The sequence below is a fragment of the Mucilaginibacter sp. PPCGB 2223 genome, assembly GCF_001705515.1.
Taxonomy (GTDB): Bacteria; Bacteroidota; Bacteroidia; order Sphingobacteriales; family Sphingobacteriaceae; genus Mucilaginibacter.
Map to the genome: position 1 here is coordinate 747,546 of NZ_MDJS01000003.1, position 19,000 is coordinate 766,545.

Sequence of the window (19,000 nt, forward strand, 5' to 3'; positions counted from 1 at the left end):
TCAAGATTTGAAGAGGTCAGCGGGTTCGATACCTAATGCTTTAGCAATTATCAGAATGGTCGAAAGCTTTGTGTTTATTTTACCCCCTTCAATTCGCACAATCTGGGATTGCTCAATCTCGGCAATATCCGCGAGCTTTTGCATAGATAATTTCTTGGCCTGCCTGAACTTACGAACACTCTGACCGAAGGCTTTAATACCGTCATTATCTAATGATTTTGCCATTCATCAAAAGTGATGCATGGTGATAAATTCAATACAGGCACACGTGCTTGCATTTAAAATTTTTTCATATTTTTACCTACAAGCATTCACGCCTGTAAAAATTCAATTATATGAAACTTAAACATCTTATTTCGTGCACGTTATTCACGATTGTTTGTTACACTGCGAATACACAGCCAAAAATCTACACTAACCTTAAACCGGGCGATATCGCCCCCGATGCCGTAAAAATCGAAGCCGATTATATTGAAGGGATGATAAACGGTGTTTGCCTCGTAAGAAAAGGCAACGCAGCGGCTCTTGTTGATATCGAGGGGCATTTTGTCGCACCGTGGGGTAAATACGAAATTGCCCAAGGCATTTTTCTTTCTGTCCCATTTACACGATTGATCCCCGCCAAAGACACCAAAACAGGTAGATTTGGCTATATCAGTCCGCAAGGGGCGACCCTTATTCCATTTACATTTTCTAATGCTTATGATTTTGATTGTCACGGAGTGGGAATGGTAGGAATAGGTGCCGAGCCTTTTGTCAATATCAATACAAGTGGTCAACGATTGCCGACTGTAAAAGGTAGAACCTATATTTTATCAGAAAGAGAACCTTACAATTATACCCAATCAAAATTAATAAGGTTTCCCGCTGGCGACAATTATGGCTACGCTGATAAGAACGGAAAGATTATTATTCCGGCGCAATATCAAAATGCCGAGGAATTTACCGATGGTATGGCGGCGGTAATGAAGGTAGATAAGTTTGGTGTGGCGAGGTGGGGCTATATTGACCAAACGGGCAAGCTTGTGATCCCTTACACCTATCAAATTCAGTCGGGGCAGTTTCATAATGGGCTGGCCTTAGTATGTCCAGTGAGGCGGGAAACTTTCAACTACGCGTATATTGATAAAAAGGGTACGGTAAAATTCACTGTTGGCGATGGTCGGAATTTTTCAGGGCCTAACTTGGTTATGGTGGATGGTATTGGTAAAATATCAACTGGCGGCCTCCCTCATGAAGCAAGCTACTTTGTTAATGGCTATGCTTTTTGGCATTATAGCGACGATGATACACAATTGCTTGATACGTTAGGGCATTTCCACAAGATTGCCGATATACTTCATAAGCCTGAAAAATACTCAAAGGACATCGCAGGGATACAGTTTGATGGGTATAATGATTTGGGGATATTTTTTAAAGTAAACCCATTTATCAAAACTGAAAACAAGCATGGCATGATGAATTACAAAGGTGAGGTTATTTTCCCGCCGTCTTTTTTATACATTAGGCCTGATTATTATAGCCAATATGCAGTTGCTGGTATGAGTATCCCCAACGGCCAAAATCAATTTAACAGCACCTTGAACGGGGTGGTTAATAGGCAAGGAGTATTTGTGCTGACACTAACAAAGCCATCTAATTTTTAATTTTCTCCATAATTGAAAAAGAAAAGACCAAGCAGACGCCTGGTCTTTTCTTTTTTAGTAGAACCTGATTGATTTCCTTTAGCATTTGTAACACCAATGGTTTCATCTGTTTGGTCACCAATATATAACACATTGATTCAAATAGCGGGGTGAGCGGGCGGCTATTTGAACATCTTGAAGGTATTTTGGCAGCGGTTCACGAAATTGTAAATCATCATTCTAACGCATGATTTTGATTTTCCAGAGTTTCTAATTTGAGCGATTTCTCGTAATACTTGTAAGCCTTTCTTGCCCAAATTTTCAGTTCACTAATTGTATGATCTTTAAGGTGACTCACAAGATCCATTAAAAGTTGAAAATACCATTCTGATCCACCAACGGTACCAAATGTTCCGAGATTTGCGGCTAATTCATCGAGCACTTTTTCTTCAGCACCAAATCTATCCAGAAACCCCTTAGCAAAGGGATGGATGATATTGATTCGTACACCCGTGTCGGTTTCTGAGCTGGTAACCTCTGTTGTAGAAGCAAATGGCATCATATTCGCGACCGTGAGTCGCCCCCGGTCATTATTTGCCAACCACTGATAAATCGTATCATAGTTCTGTGGAAATTTGAAAAGCACACCCTCTCTTCCATTATTTCCGTTTTTTGTACCAAACAAAGATTTTGCATGCATAACCGTAAGGTAATTTGAGTCAAGCGTTTCGGAAATAGACGGCCAGACCACCGGAAAATACTTTTCAAATAGAATTTCTAACACCTCATACAGATAGGTATCGAAACCGTAGTGAAAATTTTCATCATGACAAAATTCTGAGACCTGTACCGCGATCTTATCAGCTAATGCCGAATCATCACTCTCTCTTAGAAGTTTTGCAGAAGTAGTCGTCCAGTAAAATGCTTCTAAACTTCTGGTTTTTACCAACAGCAAATTGTCGGCGATAATTAATTCGCGTAACTTTTCCTTATGTAGATTCCAACGCGGCTCATCATTAAAACAATGCATAAATAAGACTGAAAATGCTGTCGCTTCACCTTCCAAGCCATAACTTGCAATCTTATCAATAAACGAATCAAGATCTTTCGGTTGAAGATAGTCCAAAGGCTTTCCAAAGCGGAAGTTGTCAAAAATTGAAATGGTGTATTGACCCTTATCGATAAGTTGGAATAAGTTAAATAATTGCTTAACACTAAAGGAGTTCAGCTTTGAAAGATTGACCGCGTATATGCTAAGAGCAGCGTCCGATATCATATACTGAAACATCCGATCGTAGAACTCCATATCATTAATACCAGAAATTAGTCCCATTACAAAACCGGGATTCTGCTTTTCAATTGGAATATCTTTAAGCGCGGTCAATGCTTCAAGCACTGTGCTTTTTGCATTCTGATCAATCTCACCAATTTTTCTTCCGAAATTGAATGCTTGTCGTTGCTCGCCTTCAAGCAGACTCGGTAAATATTCTTTCCAATCGATATTTTTTTCTACCAACTGGACAGCGAAATTTTCGGCTTTTTGTTGTTGCTTGTCGATCCTGATACCATCTACAACCTCTGGTACTTCATAAGTCCATTCGGGCAAAATAACATTTGCTAAAAATTCTTCCTGGATGTTCTTAGGCTTAAATTCATCAAGTAGCCTGTTAATCTCGTTATAAATTTCTCCGGACGTGATGTGCTCATATTTTAAGGTTTTTTGTAATTCAGATCGAATATCAATCCATGCCGGTCCCTCGCGAAATGTTACCGCGTCTAAATATTTGAAAATAATTTTCGAGGCATTTTCGCTGATTAAAGTTCTGACCCCCCTGGCCAGCGTCTTTAAGGCGTATTCTCCGTTTTCGCCACCTGAGTTAATAATCGGAAGCATCAACCCCAAGACATCATCCCAATATTGAAAAATTTCCTCCCAGGTTTTTGGCGTAAAGTCGACCAAGGGTCTTCCGCTTCCCTGTTGTTCTGCTCCACCACCCCTGTGATGCTGCCCTTGTGGAATAAAAACTCTACTCATACAAGAAATCGCAAGTCTTGTAAAATCGGGATCATTTTGATTGAGGGCCCATTTTAAAATATCAGTACGTTCTTTATAATCGGCTTCCGTTCCCGGTAGGAATCGCTGAAACAATTGCGTTATTTGTCCTGACGCATTATTGGCCCAATTTTCGTTCTCACTTACTGCCAAGCGAAACAAAAACTGAGTGCTTTCAAAAAATGTTGCGCGGTGGAAACATAGCTTTTCCAGTGCCCAAACCAAATTTCTTCTGCCTTCACTCAAATTAAACAAATCTGATTTTGACCAATCTTTAAACGCCACAACAAGAGCATCGTTGGTTACCTCGGGATTCACTTCAACAACATAGCGAAAGAGCAGTGAACCCCACTCGGTATTAAGAACTTCCGCTGAACCAAAAGAACTGTTCATGCCGAACAATTCTTCAACAATATCCCTGGCTTTATCAAGTTGATCAAGATCCGTTAAACGATCCAAAAACTTTTGTTCAAGCTGGACCTTCTTCAAATCTTCGATGATTTCTTTTATTTTGTCGGCAGGAGTGACTGTTAACCACTTTGCTGCTAACTGTATCGCGAGTACTGTGGGTTTGACAATATAATAAACACCACGCTGCTCAATTATATCATCATCTTTAAATTTAAGACAAGCTTCTCTGAATTGCGTAGACGTGACTTCTTCATCACAGACTTTCGTCCTAATAAATTCCGTTTGGTCGTTAAGTGATTTTTTGTAGTTTTCGTTAATGACATTCGCAAAACTGTCGTCAACAAAACCAAAAGCAGAAAACACAGAACACGCTCGTAAAATCTTCAGTTCAGTATGATTAACAGGTTTCCGGCCGAAAACCAATTTTTCGATAGCATGATCCTCAAAAAACTTGTCGAAGTTTGTTATCCCTCCTTGATTAATTACCTCACAATACCTAACGGCCATCCATGGATAACCTTCGCATAATCGAGCAACATAATCAACGTCTTGCGAAGAATGTGTCTGACCCAGTTGCTGCTGAATGATTTGCTTTACAAGCTCGCGTTGATCCTGCCGGTCAAGTTTAATTTTCACATCGCTAACGGATTTGTTATCGTCGAAACCGAGCGTTATGATTTTGAAATTCCCCTGTGATTTTACAAGATTTGAAAGTTGCTTATGGCGTTCCGCGTCACAGTTGTCGATAATAAGAATACCATTTTGCGTGTTTCGGTGGGAAGTGATAAAATTTTCAAGTCTTTCGTACCGACCCTCCACACCAATATCACAATAAATAAATTGCGCATTGAGAATTTTACCTAAATCATCTTTAGGACGAAAGGCTTCAAAAACAAGCCTCGTCTTTCCGATACCGGAATGACCGATAACCCTGATAGCCTTCTGTTGCACGACATTATTCCGTATGGTATCTATATGCTGTGCTACCGACTTATCAATCTGAAAAGCAACAGAGTCAGCGTTGATATCTGCTTTAGTTATTTCCCAGTCACGAAAACTGTTTGGCTTTGTTATTCCAGCAAAACCCTGGACAAGATCAACAGCGGTTATATATTCATTAGTCCAATCTTTAATCTTATTCGCGTCAAATATCCGAATATCGAGACTGGAATAATTGGTTATTCCAGCGTGTTCCATTGCTTCACGCAATTTTGCAACACGATCACTGTTCATTTTATCAGTATTTGCCTGTGTCGTGAATAATATATAGCTGGCACCTGCACTAATAACTTTCTCCACTTCGGGTTTAAGCTTACGAGGTTCCCCGTCTTTTTTAGGCAACAAAATTTCGTCGTAACATTTTTGCGGCTCCATGTCGGTAGCCTTGTTTTGGAAAGCCGTAATGTTGTTAGAAAGTCTTGGAGTTGTTGGTCGCGTTCCGCTTAGTTCGATTTTGCCGTCAACGCCTCCATCTTTCGATTTTTCATTCTGCGGAACAGAAATAGTAGGGTTGGGGAGATTGTACGCACCTGCTTCTAAATAGAGGAGTCGTTCCAAAAGTCTTCCGAGCTGACTTTCATCAAGCCTGGATATATGTTCGATAGTGACTTCGTTAATATGATGCATGATAAAATTTTGGAATTTAAAGTTACGAAATTTAATCGATGAGTAGCCGACAATGCCATTCAGAGGGATGAGTGGAAAACTATTAGAACACCTTGAATGAATTTTAAAAGTTATTAAAGATATTCTTGAGAATAAATAAAAATAAGTCGTCATATATTTTATATTCAAATAGTTGTAAATTTATTTCATAAACCATTTGCTTTTTTATGTCAGTTTTAGATTTAAGTTTTAGGGACGCTGGAGACTTGGAAATTGATGGCATAATTCAATTATTTAGAGGTTTTATTGATGGGGATATTTTAATGACCTTTCTTAACGAGGTATCCACCTTTGAAACCCGAAGAGTTATCTGCCGTACGGAAAACGTAAGCTATGACGAACAAATAGTCCCTAATGATAGCCTGCTGTTTAAGTTTTTCAACTCCAGTAAAATCTTATCTTTAAGTAAGAAAATATTACAAACTGATAAGGAGCTCAAGAGCATGTTATGTTGGACTTCTATTTATAGAAAAGATGAATTCATAAATCCACATATGGATCGGACCGGAGACATACAATTATTGCTGTGTTTAAAAAATGATGGATTCGGAGAGCATGGATTATTTTGTTTTGAGACGGGTTATAAAGCAAGAGCTATCTTTCTCTATCCAGGTGATTTAATTTTTTTTAAAGCAAAAGAAATAACGCATTATACCACGCCATTAATTGAAACAGATGACAAAAATGCGCCTTTAAGGATTGTAGCAGTTTCACGACAGTTTTTCACTTAACCCTAATCTCATGAATATTCAAACCCAACACAAAAGAAGTGCGCCTTTCGGTAATTCGCTTACCTCCCTCGATTTTCTTTGGTTAGAGATTACTCCTAAATGTAACCTCAACTGCATTCATTGTTATGCAGAGTCGACGCCATTTAATCCGCTTGAATCAAAAATGAAATATGATGATTGGGCGCAGACTCTCTCGGATGCGTATAATATGGGGTGTAGACAAATGCAATTTATTGGTGGCGAACCGACTATACACCCTGACTTAATGAGGTTAATCGCTGAAGCGCAAAGAATTGGTTTTGAATTCATTGAAGTATATACAAATGGTATAACTATTAGTAACGAAATGTTTGATGTTTTTGTTAAGAACAATGTCCATTTGGCATTTTCAGTCTATAGCTTCAAAAACAAAGTTCATGATTTAATAACCAATAGAACTGGGAGTTTTGAGAAAACTATTAGATCTATTAAAAAAGCAATAGCTCACAAACTTGATGTTCGTGTTGGAATTATTACGATGGAAGAAAATCTGAATGATGAAAAAGAAACAATCGATTATTTAAAATCCATCGGCGTAGTTAATGTTGGTGTCGATAAAAGGCGTGGGATTGGCCGAGGCCAACAAAATGAAAAAGTTATAATTGATCCTATGACAGAGTTATGTGGAGCATGCTGGAAGGGTCAGTTAGTAGTGGATTCGGACGGAAATGTCTTCCCTTGCGTATTTTCAAGGTTTAAGATTATAGGTAATATAGTGGATGGATTTCCTCAATTATTGGAAACCCCATCGCTACATGAATTTAGATCACAAGTAAAACAAATGGATGAATTTAGAGCAAAACAACGAATTGCTGCGAGCGATTGTAATCCAGATTTCTTTTGTACGCCGGAGGTCATGTGCAGACCAGAATGTAATCCAGAATGTGATCCAAACTGTAGTCCAAGCTGTAGTCCAAACTGCAGTCCAAACTGTAGTCCAAACTGCAATCCAGCTTGCAGTCCATATTGTAACCCTGAATGTAGTCCTTATGCTGATTGCAGACCCAAAAAGTCTTGAGATAATTTAGTTTAGCGGAACGGGGATTAGCTGCACTGTTTCTGTTTTGGGGACGCTTCAAACATTTATCGCTCGTTCGCGTTGCTAACAATTGATTTTGTTTTTCTGCTTTTGCCAAAGCAAGTTCGGTAATGCTGTAAACAAAAATAGCCACTTTCGCGGGTATCCTTTCGAAAAGCAAAAAGATAGTCTCATCTCCTTCTTATTGCTGTTAAGTTCGCCATGGTGCTACCAGCCAAATTGACGGCATCTAACACAGGTTGATGCGATAAACGTGCGTAAATCTCGGTAGAAACCTGGCTCTTATGGTTGAGCGCTTTACCGATAATCGGCAAACTGATACCGTTAATGGCCATGTAGCTCCCCAAAGTGCGCCGAAGATCATGAATCCTTATATCAAAAACGTTCATGCGCTTTTTGATCCTTTCAAATGATTTTTTAGGGTCTGTTAGATGCCCAGATTTACCATCGCCAGGAAAAACAAACTTTGATGGCTCTTTGTAAAATTCGTTAAACGCAGCTCTGGTTATCAGTATTTTCAAAACAGGGTCCGAAAGGGGGATAATATTTACCTCTTTGTTTTTTGTCTTTGTTTCAGGTAAGCGCCAAAATTTGAAGTCGAAATTTATTGCAGGATATTCCATCGACAGTACGTTGCTTTTCCTTGCACCGCAATAAAGGAGAGTTTTAAAATAATCATCAAATATCTTTTCTTCCAACTTTAAAGCGTCAAAAAAAAGTTTGAGTTCGTCGAGATTTAAAAAACGGTCGCGGCTTTTGCCTTTCACTTTTTTGAGCCCATGACAGGGATTGGTACAAGCAATCAAGTCATGTTTTATACCAAAATTAAAGACAGCATTTACACTATTCAAAATTCGATTTGCCGAACCATAACTGTATTTTATTTCATCGATTTTTGAATACTTGCTAATTGCGCTACCGATTTTCTCATAAAGTTGGCTTATTTGAGTAGGCTTTATTTCGGCAGCTTTCTCACGCCCCAATACAGGAAATATATGTATTTCCAGCATCGCCTTATTGTGATCAGGCGCTTTGCTTTCCGTTGCTAAATGCCAGTCGTAGTATTTAGCGAAAAGCTGCTCAAACGTTAATAAGCGTTTTTGTGCTTGTGCTTCTTCGTGAGGGTCGCCACCAAGTTCGATTTGGGCATTTAAATTTTTAGCTTTTTCTCTTGCTTGGGAAATTGTGATGCAGTCATATCGGCCAATTCGAATTTTTTTAGGCTTTCCTTTAATAACACGGTTGAGGATATAGGTCTTTGTGCCATTTTCATAAACAACAAGTCTTAAGCCAAACGTCTTGGGATCGGATATATAGCAACGCTTATCTGAAGGTTGTAATTTATCTAATGCTTCTTTTGTAAAAGCGATGGTCATTTTCAACTCCTAAAATTGGTGACAGGCTCGTTACAGGATTCGTATTAAATCCTGTCAATCTTGATGAAAGGTATTTTATCACCAAGTGCCACCAAACCGCTGAATTTAATGGATTTATTAATAACCATTAAAGGCCATTAAACTCACCGGCAGGAATTGGTAAGGGAGAGGTCGGCAGTTCAATCCTGCTCAACAGCACCATTCTTCAAGAACTTAGTTAGTGTAGCCGAACTTCCTTTACATTTCGTTACAGTATTTGGACAGGATAATCGTTTAAAACAATTAATAACGAATACGAACTGATAATACGACGTTTTTGATTTCAGAAAAACTGTGGGCGTCCGGGCGCGCTTTACTTTACAAGTCCTCGTATCCTTTGGTCTTTTCAATTCAATCGCTGACGCTTTTGCAGGACGAGCAAAATTATTTGGCATTTTCAGAATTTAATAACTATAATTGTGTGTGCTTGTTGGCAAGCCTGCTCGTTCGTGCAAAGATTTCATCGGCCAATAGTTTAATTAATACAAACCCGCTCGGCTTATTATCTAAGCAAGGTTACGAACGCTCATATATTCCAGATAATAAGCTTGGCACTAAAAGGTATGTATTATGAACACTATCGATTTTTTTAAACTCCAAGCCAAAAATCTTTTCAGAGATTTTAAAACCCAAACAACCCAATTTGATGCCGAAAGCGGCAATGATTTTTACGAGTACACACCAAAGTACTTTGACGTTCTCGGTCTGATCTTAGACGATTACATCACTGACGAAGACAACTTCACCCTGATGAATGCGCAGCATCTCATCGCCCGATTGGTTGGCTTTTACAAATGGACGGACATGGTTAAAGCCTCCGATGCAGAACTCAAACTTGCAAAACTACTATTTGACAACCTGCACAAAATAAGCGCCGAGGAATGGACATGGTATGTTCGAGGCGTTGAAGAGGATAACAAATTAATTCTTGATGCCGACTTTAAATTGGAAATATTCGTCCAGGTTTTTGCAAACGTCGATGGCCATAAAAGCGATTTCATGGACTACAGATTAATCGCGACTAAAGAGCAAGAAATCGACATTGAGGTGGCGGATGTTGAGGCGGTAAAGCCAGTAAAGAAAAAGCGGGATGTACAAATCAAAACGCTCCCTTTAAGCGATAAAGACCGCAAGAAATTCATAAAAACGGCAAACGAGGTATTTGAAACAGTAATGTGGCGGATGGAGCCTGACCATCCTGAGTTAACGCGCAAGCTTTGGGATGCGGAATTTTATATTGATAAGGTGCTACTACCTGAACTCAACTTGCCGATTGGCCGAGAGTATGCGCTATCTTTAATTGATGCCTTTTTGTTTCATTACGTTCTTGAGCTTGCTGTTAAAGCAGACGAAACCGCTGAAACTTTAAATTAACTCGCGATAAAAATTCTCACCCGAAACTTATCTTAAAGGCCGTGCAACAATTGCTTTGCACGGCCTTTTTCGGGATGAATCCCCCAAATTAAACCCAGTCCGGAATATGCGCTGCCACATACTCATTAACAGTTCATAACAAGAACAGTTAAAGCCATTTTTGCCCACCGCCTTGTGTTAGCTTAATCAGAGTTCTGGCATACACACGTAATTTCATGAAATTTCCTTCCACTCGAAGGATTGATGGTTACACATACGCGATATAGCCGGGGCACTCACTCCACCAACTATTATTTTCCTCTGCCGCTGCGCGGCATTCACCAGCCCATCCAAAATAACAGCCGGTTCGTTCGCTTAACCCCGGCTTTTTATCGCTTGCAACCAACAACCCTTGAAAGGAAACATCATGCAAGACCTACTTACACCACAGCAATACGATCTGCTTATACAAAATGGCGGCGATAAGAGCTATGATAAAGATTATCCGCCTGTCGCCAAATTGTTCCTAACTAACTCCAATTTCGTTTGGCTAATTAGCGAACTTGATCCGGAATACCCTGAAATAGCTTTTGGCTTATGCGATCTTGGCATGGGGTGGCCAGAACTTGGTTACGTCAACATCGACGAAATATTAGCTTGCCAAAATCCCCTTGTTCAACTTGAGAATGACCTAAGCTTTGAAGGAAAATATCCGTTAACGGTATATGCACGCGCCGCCCGCCGGGCCGACAAAATAGTAACAGATGAACTATCATTACAGTCTGTGTTAACGCTTAAGCCATAAACTGAACTGGCCCGATCAACCGGGCCAGTTTTTTTATTAAGTATCCGGCTACCTTGCGTACGACTTGTTCGATTTGGAAACCTTTTTTAAAAGCATCAAACGCAGCTTTTTATTTTCTGCTTCCAGATGCTCAATTTGCGGCTGGTAAAAATCTTTCAATATGTCGTTTTGGATTTTCAGCAATTCGGCTATTTTATCATCACTCATTATTCGAACCTTTCGTCAATTGGTTACCAATTATTTGTTACCGCAAAGCAGGTAAAATATCAAGTTGCCAATAGTTCAAAAGTTCTTTTTCATTGTATACGCTGTTTTGTTTGTTCTTCGATGCTGCACCGTCAATCATCCGTTTCAATTAGCATGAAACCGCAAGCCATCATCAACCCTTTGAACGAGGCAAATTTATAGCCCTTCGGTCGTCAAGGCCATGCACAGTGCCGCTTAAAAAATCTCCACACCTGCGCTTCACTCCGGGTCGTATTTTTTGCGGCAGCCTTGCCGACCAACCCCTCGCACAAATTTTATAGCCTCCGTCAAAGGGCAGATGAGGCTTCGCGCCACATCGCTTTGATAGAACAGATTTATTTACTTTAAACACCATCAAAAAATGGAAACTAAAACTCAAAATGGCGCTGCCAAAAATGCAAACAACTCTAATTCAAACGGTACAGGCAACAAAGAAATTGTATTAAATGCTAAACCAGTACCTGGTGAAAACAAACCTGCAATTGTCGAAAAGCAGGTCCAGGAACTGACACTGCAACAGCCGCCAGCCACAAATGCACAGCCGAATAAAGAGCTGCCACTTGATTTACGCCTCAAAATGGTAGGCGACTTACACCGTCGAAGCGTACAACGAATGAACTTGATCTCAAGAATGCGCCAACTCGAAACTTTCGAGATCGCTCTCGCTCAAGGCAACGACGAATTAGAAGATAACCCGTACCAAGGTTGCAAACTCATCATCCGTGATGACCAGAACCGGGAGTTCGTTACGACAACACCCGGTCTTATCCGAATGACTGCGCAATACATCTATATGGCTTGCGAAAAAAAACTTGCCGAGATCGAATCCACCATTGTTTTCCCCGGTGCATAAGCACCGGATCAGCCCCTCCAACCGGCGGGGTTGATTTCATGCACACTTACGTATGATAAAAAGCATTCAATATGACCAGCACTTTTAATTGTTATAAACGCATTGCATAAAATACACGCTCAGAGAGTATAGGCGTTTATAACCTGATCTCGCCGTGTGCGTGCTCATGCATACGTTTCCCATCATTTAAAAAAGGTAATTTTCATGCTCGACCATTTGGCCGATCCCTTACATGACCGCAAAACGGCGGCAAGGTATCTCGGCCTTAAAAATCCTAATACCCTTGCCGTATGGGATAGCACCCAGCGGTATGACCTTCAGCCTATTCGCGTCGGCGGTGTTATTCGTTACCGACAATCCGTTTTGGATGAGTTCCTGTTTTCGAGAACGCGAAAGCTACGTTCTACAAAAAACACAAACGAATAATCCGGCATTATCGCTTACTGCCATAATTTTAAATCAACTAAAAATAGGTGCCATTTGACTTATGAAGAAGCCATCCAAATCCCAATTAGCCTTGTACGAGAGAAACTCGGGCACCGACCCGAACACCTCCCTGACTGTAAAGATGCCGTCGAATACGTGCAGGCACACCTCAAATCAACTAAGCAAGACGATACCCGAGCCGATGCTGTGCGGTGGTTAAGCATCATGTTCACCGTCTATGACTGGCATCAACCTTTAAACCGAAAGGTAGTCAAAGATGACCACCCACAATGGCACATTTCACGGTGGCAGGAACTTGATGATATCGCGCTCATCCGTTACCTCGAAAAAAACGGTATTGATGCTGATCTTGCGAAAGAGTTGCTAACCGAAGTTTATTTGACCAGTAAGACCGGCTATGGCTCGATGAATGTTTTTGGTTTGCGAAACGAGAAAGGGGGCTTGGCACTTGAAGGGCCTTACATCAGTACACTTTTAGGTAAACGGGATATAAGTATTTTGCGGCGCGGAAACGGAACAGCTCCTACAATCCATGTTTTCTTAGACTTTATGGATATGCTTGCAGCTTTTAGCATCTTTCCCAAACTCAAACACGAGGCCGATGTTATTTGCTTGAACTCCCCCGAACTTCTCAGCGAGGCATTCGCCAACATTAAAAACGCTGGATACAGCCATGTTTATAGCTGGTTTCCTAATAATCCCTTTGGTAATGAACTCCAAACCAAATTGACGGCATACACAAAAATTGAAAAAGGTTTAAAGCACAAAATATTCAACAGTGTTTATCGCGGCTACGATAACGTCGCTGCATGGCGAAAAGCCAAATTCAAGAAAACCAAATAACGTTCCGAAAACGCGGGTAGGGCGCTTGCAAATTGTGATGCCTTACCTGTGTGGAATGCAATCAATGGTTTTGCAGCGAGATTAGCCGAAGCCGTTCACTCCACCAACTATTATTTTCCCCTGCCGCTTCGCGTCATTCCTCGCAAGGCAAAATAACAGCCGGTTCGCTCTCTTGAACTTCGGCTGGTCATCTCCTGCAACCATTAACTCCAAACAGGAAAGGCACAACAAATGCAAAAACAACTATCCCCCTCCGAACGTGGCGAAACATTTACGGTTCCCCGCTTAGATGTACACGACCTGGTTACTCACATTATTATCGGCCAGCTCGAAAAAGGTGTTATCCCGTGGCAAAAACCGTTTAAGGATAATTCCCGAAGCCCATTTAACATTCCGTTCAATTATACGACTGGAAATAAATATCGGGGCATCAACATCGTTCTCCTTTGGGCCGCAGCGATGGATCGCAATTACCAAACCGATGAATGGGCGAGCTTTAAACAATGGCAAACCAAAAACGAGCGCATCCGTAAAGGCGAAAAAGGGAACCTGGTCGTATACTATGATACATTTGAGAAAGATGTTGACGGCGAAATCCAAAAAATACCTTTTCTAAAAGCCTCCTATGTATTCAATCGTTGCCAATTGGAAAGTTATCAGCCTTTAGAGGTCGAAGAACCGACTAAACCGAGAAGAATAGTTCCATTTGAACATATTGATGCAGTTGATATGTTTATCAATAATACAGGCGCAATTATTGGTCATCACAACGGGGGCGCTTACTACGACCGGGTAGCCGACGTGATCGGTATGCCATACAGCGATAATTTCGAGGAAGTAGCTGGCTGTACTGTTACTGAAAGCTATTGTTCAGTATTATTTCATGAGTTAATACACTGGTCTGGCGCCAAACATCGATTGAACCGTGTGAAAGCAAAAATATTTGGCGATCAAAATTACGCACAAGAAGAGTTGATAGCCGAGTTCGGAGCAGCATTTTTATGCGCCGAATTTGGATTAAACACCGCGGAAAAAGGAAATCACGCAGCTTATATCGACAACTGGCTAACTGCCCTACGAGCAGATAACCGCTGCATTTTTAAAGTTGCCAGCGAGGCAAGCAAAGCAGTGACGTATTTAACTGATTTACAGCCTTCTTAAAATCGAAGCCGCCTGAGAGTGCTCGGGCGGCTTATTTCTTTCTAATCGATATTTTCAATATCCAAGGAAAATGAATTAATGTTTTGAGATATACCACATATATAGTTGATGACCAACAAATGAGGCTACAAATATCATTATGCCCAAAAATAAAAACAGGATGCAATTGTATAACCACCCCTTAGTAGATTTTTTTTTAAAAAAATTGATGGTGACTAATGTTGCTAACGTGGCGACTGCTCCGATTAAAATTACACAAAGAATTGCAAGAAATATTTCGGTATACATTAGTATCAACACAAGACTTGTTAATCCTATAAGGATATACGCTACAATATTATTGTTAGAAGCACTTCCACCGCTTGTAAAATTCTGCTCGGTGGCAGGTGGAGACGATGATTCCCATTCTCGGCTAAGTATTTTGTCTGTTAATTTCTTTTGTCTCAACTCTTCATCATATACCCGTCTGATATCAGGATTTTGGTGATAGTAATCTTGGTTTGAATTGGCTGCTTGCCTTGCACGTTCCTTTTCCCTTTCTACTTCGCGTTCTATCCTTGGGTCTTTCATAATCAAAGCTTAAAAAACTAAATATAATAATTATCGATCAGCATAAACGCACATTAAAGTTTTTTCTCGACTATAATATCGGTAACGCAAATCTTTTCTTTTGATAACGCTACATATCGAGGATTCACCGCTTCAATTTTTTTAGGAATGTTGTAAAACAATAATTCATCCAAATGCTCTAAGCCGCAGCCGACAATCGTGATCGTATCGGATGTATAGAAAAAGGTGATCTGGTTCAAAGCGGGGTCGTAATCATGCGAAATCAGATAGGCATAGTTCATCGTTTTGGATTTACCGTTAGGCCATAGAAACTTTAATTTACGCACATGCGCATCACTCCCATGCAAACTATCATCAGGTTTGCCGGGCTCGTTTGAACGCATTTCATCAAACTTCAATTTATAATCCTGGCTCATAGTCCTCGTATGGGTTATAATTGATAGATGAATATTCTTTTGAAGGCGTAGGGCGTTCAGTTTCTATTTGCCTGTCCCGCTCACGTTGGATAATGTACTCCTGATGGGTTAGTTCAGACTGGACGAGTTCTATGGCAGATTGCCTATCTCCTAACTTTTTCGCATGCTCTAATAAAGCATCGGGATCGTCGGTATATATGCTTACGGAATCCCTGCCACGGGATACCGAAACATATAATTGTTTTGCATTGGTTGCGGTAAATGTTCCCGATGGCTGGGAAATAAAGACATGATCGACTGTTTTTCCCTGTGACGCATGGCTGGTTGTGCAATACGCATGATCAATATGGCCATATTGCGCACTGATGATGCTCGTTGCTTTGCTTTTGGAGTTAACAAGGGTAAGCAAGCCGGATTTTTCAACTGCCTGTACGTCGAATACGTCACCGTTATTAAGCCGCTTGCCTTTGTCGTCAAAGCCATTTTGTGTGATTTTTACCTTATCCCCTTTTGAAACAGCAATTTCAGTGTTTTTATAAACGTTGAAATTAGCAGCTCTGTTCAAAGGCAGGTGTACCTCGGCACCACTATTATTCTTAATACTGACAAAATCACTATTCGCATCACTTACTTGCCAGATCGACCCGCGCTGAATTTTCGGCACGTTTTGAGTAAACTGTATCGTTTGGCCTGTTTTATACATACGCCAATCTGTTTTTTGAGCTTCCGTATAATTCAGGTTTTCATAGCGAGGTATAATCGTTTCTCTTTTCCCAATCAGTTTTTCCGCTTTAAGACATTCGCGTATTTCCTGACTAACGGCTTTGCGTTGCTCATTGGTTGGCGAAACGACAAGGGCGGACTTACCTTTTTTGGTTGCCGCCATATAATCGGTGATTAATTGCTCGTTTGGCTTTAGGGGATCAATAGCCTTGATCGCCCCTATGTTCTCTAACTTTTCAAATCCGCCCTTAACGTTGCCCTTAGCCAAATCTTCAACCACTGCCCGATAATATATATCCCTCTGACGGCGGATTTTATCAACTTCTGCAACATTAATACCGCCAACAGTATTCAACACACGCAAAGCATCGCCACGCAAAACCGCTGTATGCTGCCTGGTATCCCCTACAAATATGAGCCTTGCGTTTTGTTGCTTTGCTATCGTCAATAAGGAAGTCGTATCACGGGTACCGAGCATTCCGGCTTCATCCACAATTAAAACTTGATCTTTTAATTTTGCCTGCATTTCCTTATCGACTAATAGCCTTGCGACCGTAGTGGCATTTTCAAAACCTTCATTCACAAGCACCCCGTGCGACGCATCTGAAGATGGCGCAACAATCGTCACTTCTTTTCCGGCATACTCAATATGCCTTTTTGCTTCTGCAAGCATTGTGGTTTTTCCAGCCCCGGCAGCACCACGCACAATGGATACCTGGTTAGGTGTTGACAGGAGATATTCTATGGCATCTGCTTGTTGTCCTTTTAATTCCGAGTTTATGCGGGGCAAGTTCTGATAAAGCGGCTTAAATTTGCCCTGACCCGACAGAGCCAAATCAACCATGTGTTTTTCTTCGGCAAGTATTTCGGTGGTTGTGCACATGGTGCGGTATTTTTCTTGCACCTGGATAATTCGCTCATCAGCATTAAATGACGCTGTAATATCATCAAGAGATACATCTCGATGCCCGATACTATGCTTGTACCCGTTAGCCAGTAAACGCCGATCATGCATTACCGAAGCCCGCTCAAAAGAGTGGTCAATCGTAAAATCGACACAATCTTTTGCTACCATCACTGATGGCATGGTTTTGTTAGGGCCTCGGATTGATCGATCTTTTTCGACTTCAGTAAAATCAATTTCTTGAAGCTGGCTGCGCCAGTTTTCCCGAAGTTCAGCCATACTCATGCCCTTTTGTTTTTTGGAGCGGGTACGGGCACCAAGTTCCGCTATTGCGTCCGGGTCGGTGATGCCTTTTTCTTTTGCGATCTGCCCTATCTCATTAGTGCGCTTGCTAAATAAGTCGATTGCACTTTGCGGCACACCGACAATTTCAAAAGCCTTATCAGTCGCTTTTATTTTATAGCCGAGGTCTATTAGTCCATCAGAAAGATTTTTATGGAACCGCGCCTGATAATAAGGCATATCTCTTTTAATATCGCGAAACTGCCCTGCTTTAAATTGTTGCTCAACATCATCCCAAGATGCGTTAAAAACAAATGCATGGCTATGTAAGTGTACATCAGGTGCAAAATCACCAACCGGGCGCGCTGTTTGATGGGTAAACTCGGCCCACACTAATTCGCCGGTTTTGCGATCTTCATGCTTTTCATTTTTGCGTACCCTGGTCATGGCATCAGCTTCGATTTCACGCATTGTTTTATTTACTGATACTTCAAAAAGTTTGAGTATATGATCGTCTTTTGACAATGCGTGAATTATCGAAACGCTTTTTGGGGCATGGAAATTAATATCGTAGCCGACCGTTCGTACGTCTTTGTTACGCAAGGTGAGGGTATTGCCCGTTGCCGGATTAATATTTTCGCAGAGATCGAAGAAAATTTCTTTTGTTGCAGGCCCGCTAATGCCAAGACGCTCCGCAAGGCGGCCTGTAAACTTGCCTTGCAACTCTTGGTCATTTATATAGTAATCGGATTTTTGAAGCGCATCGGAGAAATAGCTTTTAGCTTGCTCTGCACTCTGACTCATTATCATTCTAATCATGGTCGTGAGTTTATTACAGGTTCGTCGCTGAACTGGTGTATTTCTTGAATTATTAATGCTGATTAATATCTATTGAGACATTTGATTATTTGTATCTCTAAGAATACGGTCGAGAAACTCTGATAAAGCGCCTTTTTAAATTGACACTTAATCTCTTTCTAAATCTATATCCCTATCGTCATAAGCAACGGTATTTCTCAATTCAGCTTCATGATTTTTATAATGCTCCAAATTCCTTTCAAGCCTATCGCTCCAGAATTTTGAAGTATCATATTGTTTGCCCGACTCCAATAAGGTAGCCTTAACCTTATTATATGTTTCGTCACTGAATTTTTGATCGATCACTTTTTCAATCTCTTGGAATTTAAACGGGCCTTCTTCCCATGTTTGCATTTCAAAATCCTGTTTGATACCACCTATTACCGCCTGTTTTTCATCTTGCAGCTTGACAATCTTTGCCTCGCTTAAAGGGTTGCCCTCGATTTTTTCGATCTCCGCATTTATCAGGAATACATGTTCCTGGGCGCGGGCAAGCGGGGCGTTTAAGCATTCGTATTCTGGCGGCATTCCCTCATTGCTATTTGGTTTCATGGTTGTAAT

Annotated in this window: 16 protein-coding genes; 8 read left to right on the plus strand and 8 right to left on the minus strand. The window is 40.8% G+C overall.

The window, feature by feature from the left end; translation table 11 throughout:
* The gene (locus tag BEL04_RS18080; protein ID WP_066006175.1) at positions 1-225 is read right to left on the minus strand and encodes a helix-turn-helix domain-containing protein; all 225 of its coding nucleotides are present in this window, start codon (positions 223-225) and stop codon (positions 1-3) included.
* 110 nt (positions 226-335) lie between these two features.
* Here BEL04_RS18080 and BEL04_RS18085 point away from each other — a divergent pair, with 110 nt between their 5' ends.
* Positions 336-1,646, plus strand: a complete 1,311-nt coding sequence (locus BEL04_RS18085) for a WG repeat-containing protein (protein ID WP_066006176.1) — start codon at positions 336-338, stop codon at positions 1,644-1,646.
* Between the two features lie 214 nt (positions 1,647-1,860).
* Here the strand turns inward: BEL04_RS18085 and BEL04_RS18090 are convergent, their stop codons facing one another.
* On the minus strand, positions 1,861-5,715 hold the full coding sequence (locus BEL04_RS18090) for a hypothetical protein (RefSeq protein WP_066006177.1): 3,855 nt from the start codon (positions 5,713-5,715) through the stop codon (positions 1,861-1,863).
* Positions 5,716-5,921: 206 nt separating this feature from the next.
* Between BEL04_RS18090 and BEL04_RS18095 the strand changes: the two genes are divergently transcribed.
* A complete protein-coding gene (locus tag BEL04_RS18095) occupies positions 5,922-6,485 on the plus strand; it encodes a hypothetical protein (RefSeq protein ID WP_066006178.1) in 564 nt (187 codons plus the stop codon).
* Between the two features lie 10 nt (positions 6,486-6,495).
* The gene (locus tag BEL04_RS18100; RefSeq protein ID WP_083227982.1) at positions 6,496-7,542 is read left to right on the plus strand and encodes a radical SAM protein; all 1,047 of its coding nucleotides are present in this window, start codon (positions 6,496-6,498) and stop codon (positions 7,540-7,542) included.
* A 191-nt stretch (positions 7,543-7,733) separates the two neighbouring features.
* On the opposite strand, the gene BEL04_RS18105 is transcribed toward BEL04_RS18100, so the two are convergent.
* Complete coding sequence (locus BEL04_RS18105; protein ID WP_083227983.1) at positions 7,734-8,939, minus strand: site-specific integrase; 1,206 nt, start codon at positions 8,937-8,939, stop codon at positions 7,734-7,736.
* A 609-nt stretch (positions 8,940-9,548) separates the two neighbouring features.
* Between BEL04_RS18105 and BEL04_RS18115 the strand changes: the two genes are divergently transcribed.
* The gene (locus BEL04_RS18115; protein WP_066006182.1) at positions 9,549-10,352 is read left to right on the plus strand and encodes a hypothetical protein; all 804 of its coding nucleotides are present in this window, start codon (positions 9,549-9,551) and stop codon (positions 10,350-10,352) included.
* Positions 10,353-10,743: 391 nt separating this feature from the next.
* Positions 10,744-11,136 carry a DUF2958 domain-containing protein gene (locus BEL04_RS18120; RefSeq protein WP_139113095.1) on the plus strand — a complete coding sequence of 131 codons (393 nt, stop codon included), beginning with the start codon at positions 10,744-10,746 and terminating at the stop codon, positions 11,134-11,136.
* A gap of 48 nt (positions 11,137-11,184) precedes the next feature.
* Here BEL04_RS18120 and BEL04_RS24430 read toward each other — a convergent pair whose 3' ends face one another.
* A complete protein-coding gene (locus BEL04_RS24430) occupies positions 11,185-11,343 on the minus strand; it encodes a hypothetical protein (RefSeq protein WP_175404106.1) in 159 nt (52 codons plus the stop codon).
* A 400-nt stretch (positions 11,344-11,743) separates the two neighbouring features.
* Here BEL04_RS24430 and BEL04_RS18125 point away from each other — a divergent pair, with 400 nt between their 5' ends.
* The 3 genes from BEL04_RS18125 (at position 11,744) to BEL04_RS18140 (ending at position 14,686) form a co-directional block, all read left to right on the plus strand.
* The gene (locus tag BEL04_RS18125) at positions 11,744-12,235 is read left to right on the plus strand and encodes a hypothetical protein (protein ID WP_066006184.1); all 492 of its coding nucleotides are present in this window, start codon (positions 11,744-11,746) and stop codon (positions 12,233-12,235) included.
* Between the two features lie 480 nt (positions 12,236-12,715).
* Positions 12,716-13,525, plus strand: a complete 810-nt coding sequence (locus tag BEL04_RS18135; protein ID WP_066006186.1) for a hypothetical protein — start codon at positions 12,716-12,718, stop codon at positions 13,523-13,525.
* Positions 13,526-13,756: 231 nt separating this feature from the next.
* Entirely contained in the window at positions 13,757-14,686 is a 930-nt protein-coding gene (locus BEL04_RS18140) for an ArdC family protein (protein ID WP_066006187.1), read from the plus strand.
* Positions 14,687-14,761: 75 nt separating this feature from the next.
* Here the strand turns inward: BEL04_RS18140 and BEL04_RS18145 are convergent, their stop codons facing one another.
* The 4 genes from BEL04_RS18145 to BEL04_RS18160 all read right to left on the minus strand — a co-directional run bounded on the left by BEL04_RS18145 (position 14,762) and on the right by BEL04_RS18160 (position 18,991).
* Positions 14,762-15,256, minus strand: a complete 495-nt coding sequence (locus BEL04_RS18145) for a hypothetical protein (protein ID WP_066006188.1) — start codon at positions 15,254-15,256, stop codon at positions 14,762-14,764.
* A 53-nt stretch (positions 15,257-15,309) separates the two neighbouring features.
* The gene (locus tag BEL04_RS18150) at positions 15,310-15,672 is read right to left on the minus strand and encodes a hypothetical protein (protein WP_066006189.1); all 363 of its coding nucleotides are present in this window, start codon (positions 15,670-15,672) and stop codon (positions 15,310-15,312) included.
* Positions 15,656-18,385 carry a MobF family relaxase gene (gene mobF, locus BEL04_RS18155; RefSeq protein WP_175404107.1) on the minus strand — a complete coding sequence of 910 codons (2,730 nt, stop codon included), beginning with the start codon at positions 18,383-18,385 and terminating at the stop codon, positions 15,656-15,658. Before mobF ends, BEL04_RS18150 begins: the two co-directional genes overlap by 17 nt.
* Positions 18,386-18,547: 162 nt before the next feature.
* A complete protein-coding gene (locus BEL04_RS18160) occupies positions 18,548-18,991 on the minus strand; it encodes a hypothetical protein (RefSeq protein WP_139113096.1) in 444 nt (147 codons plus the stop codon).
* Between the last annotated feature and the right edge of the window lie 9 nt (positions 18,992-19,000).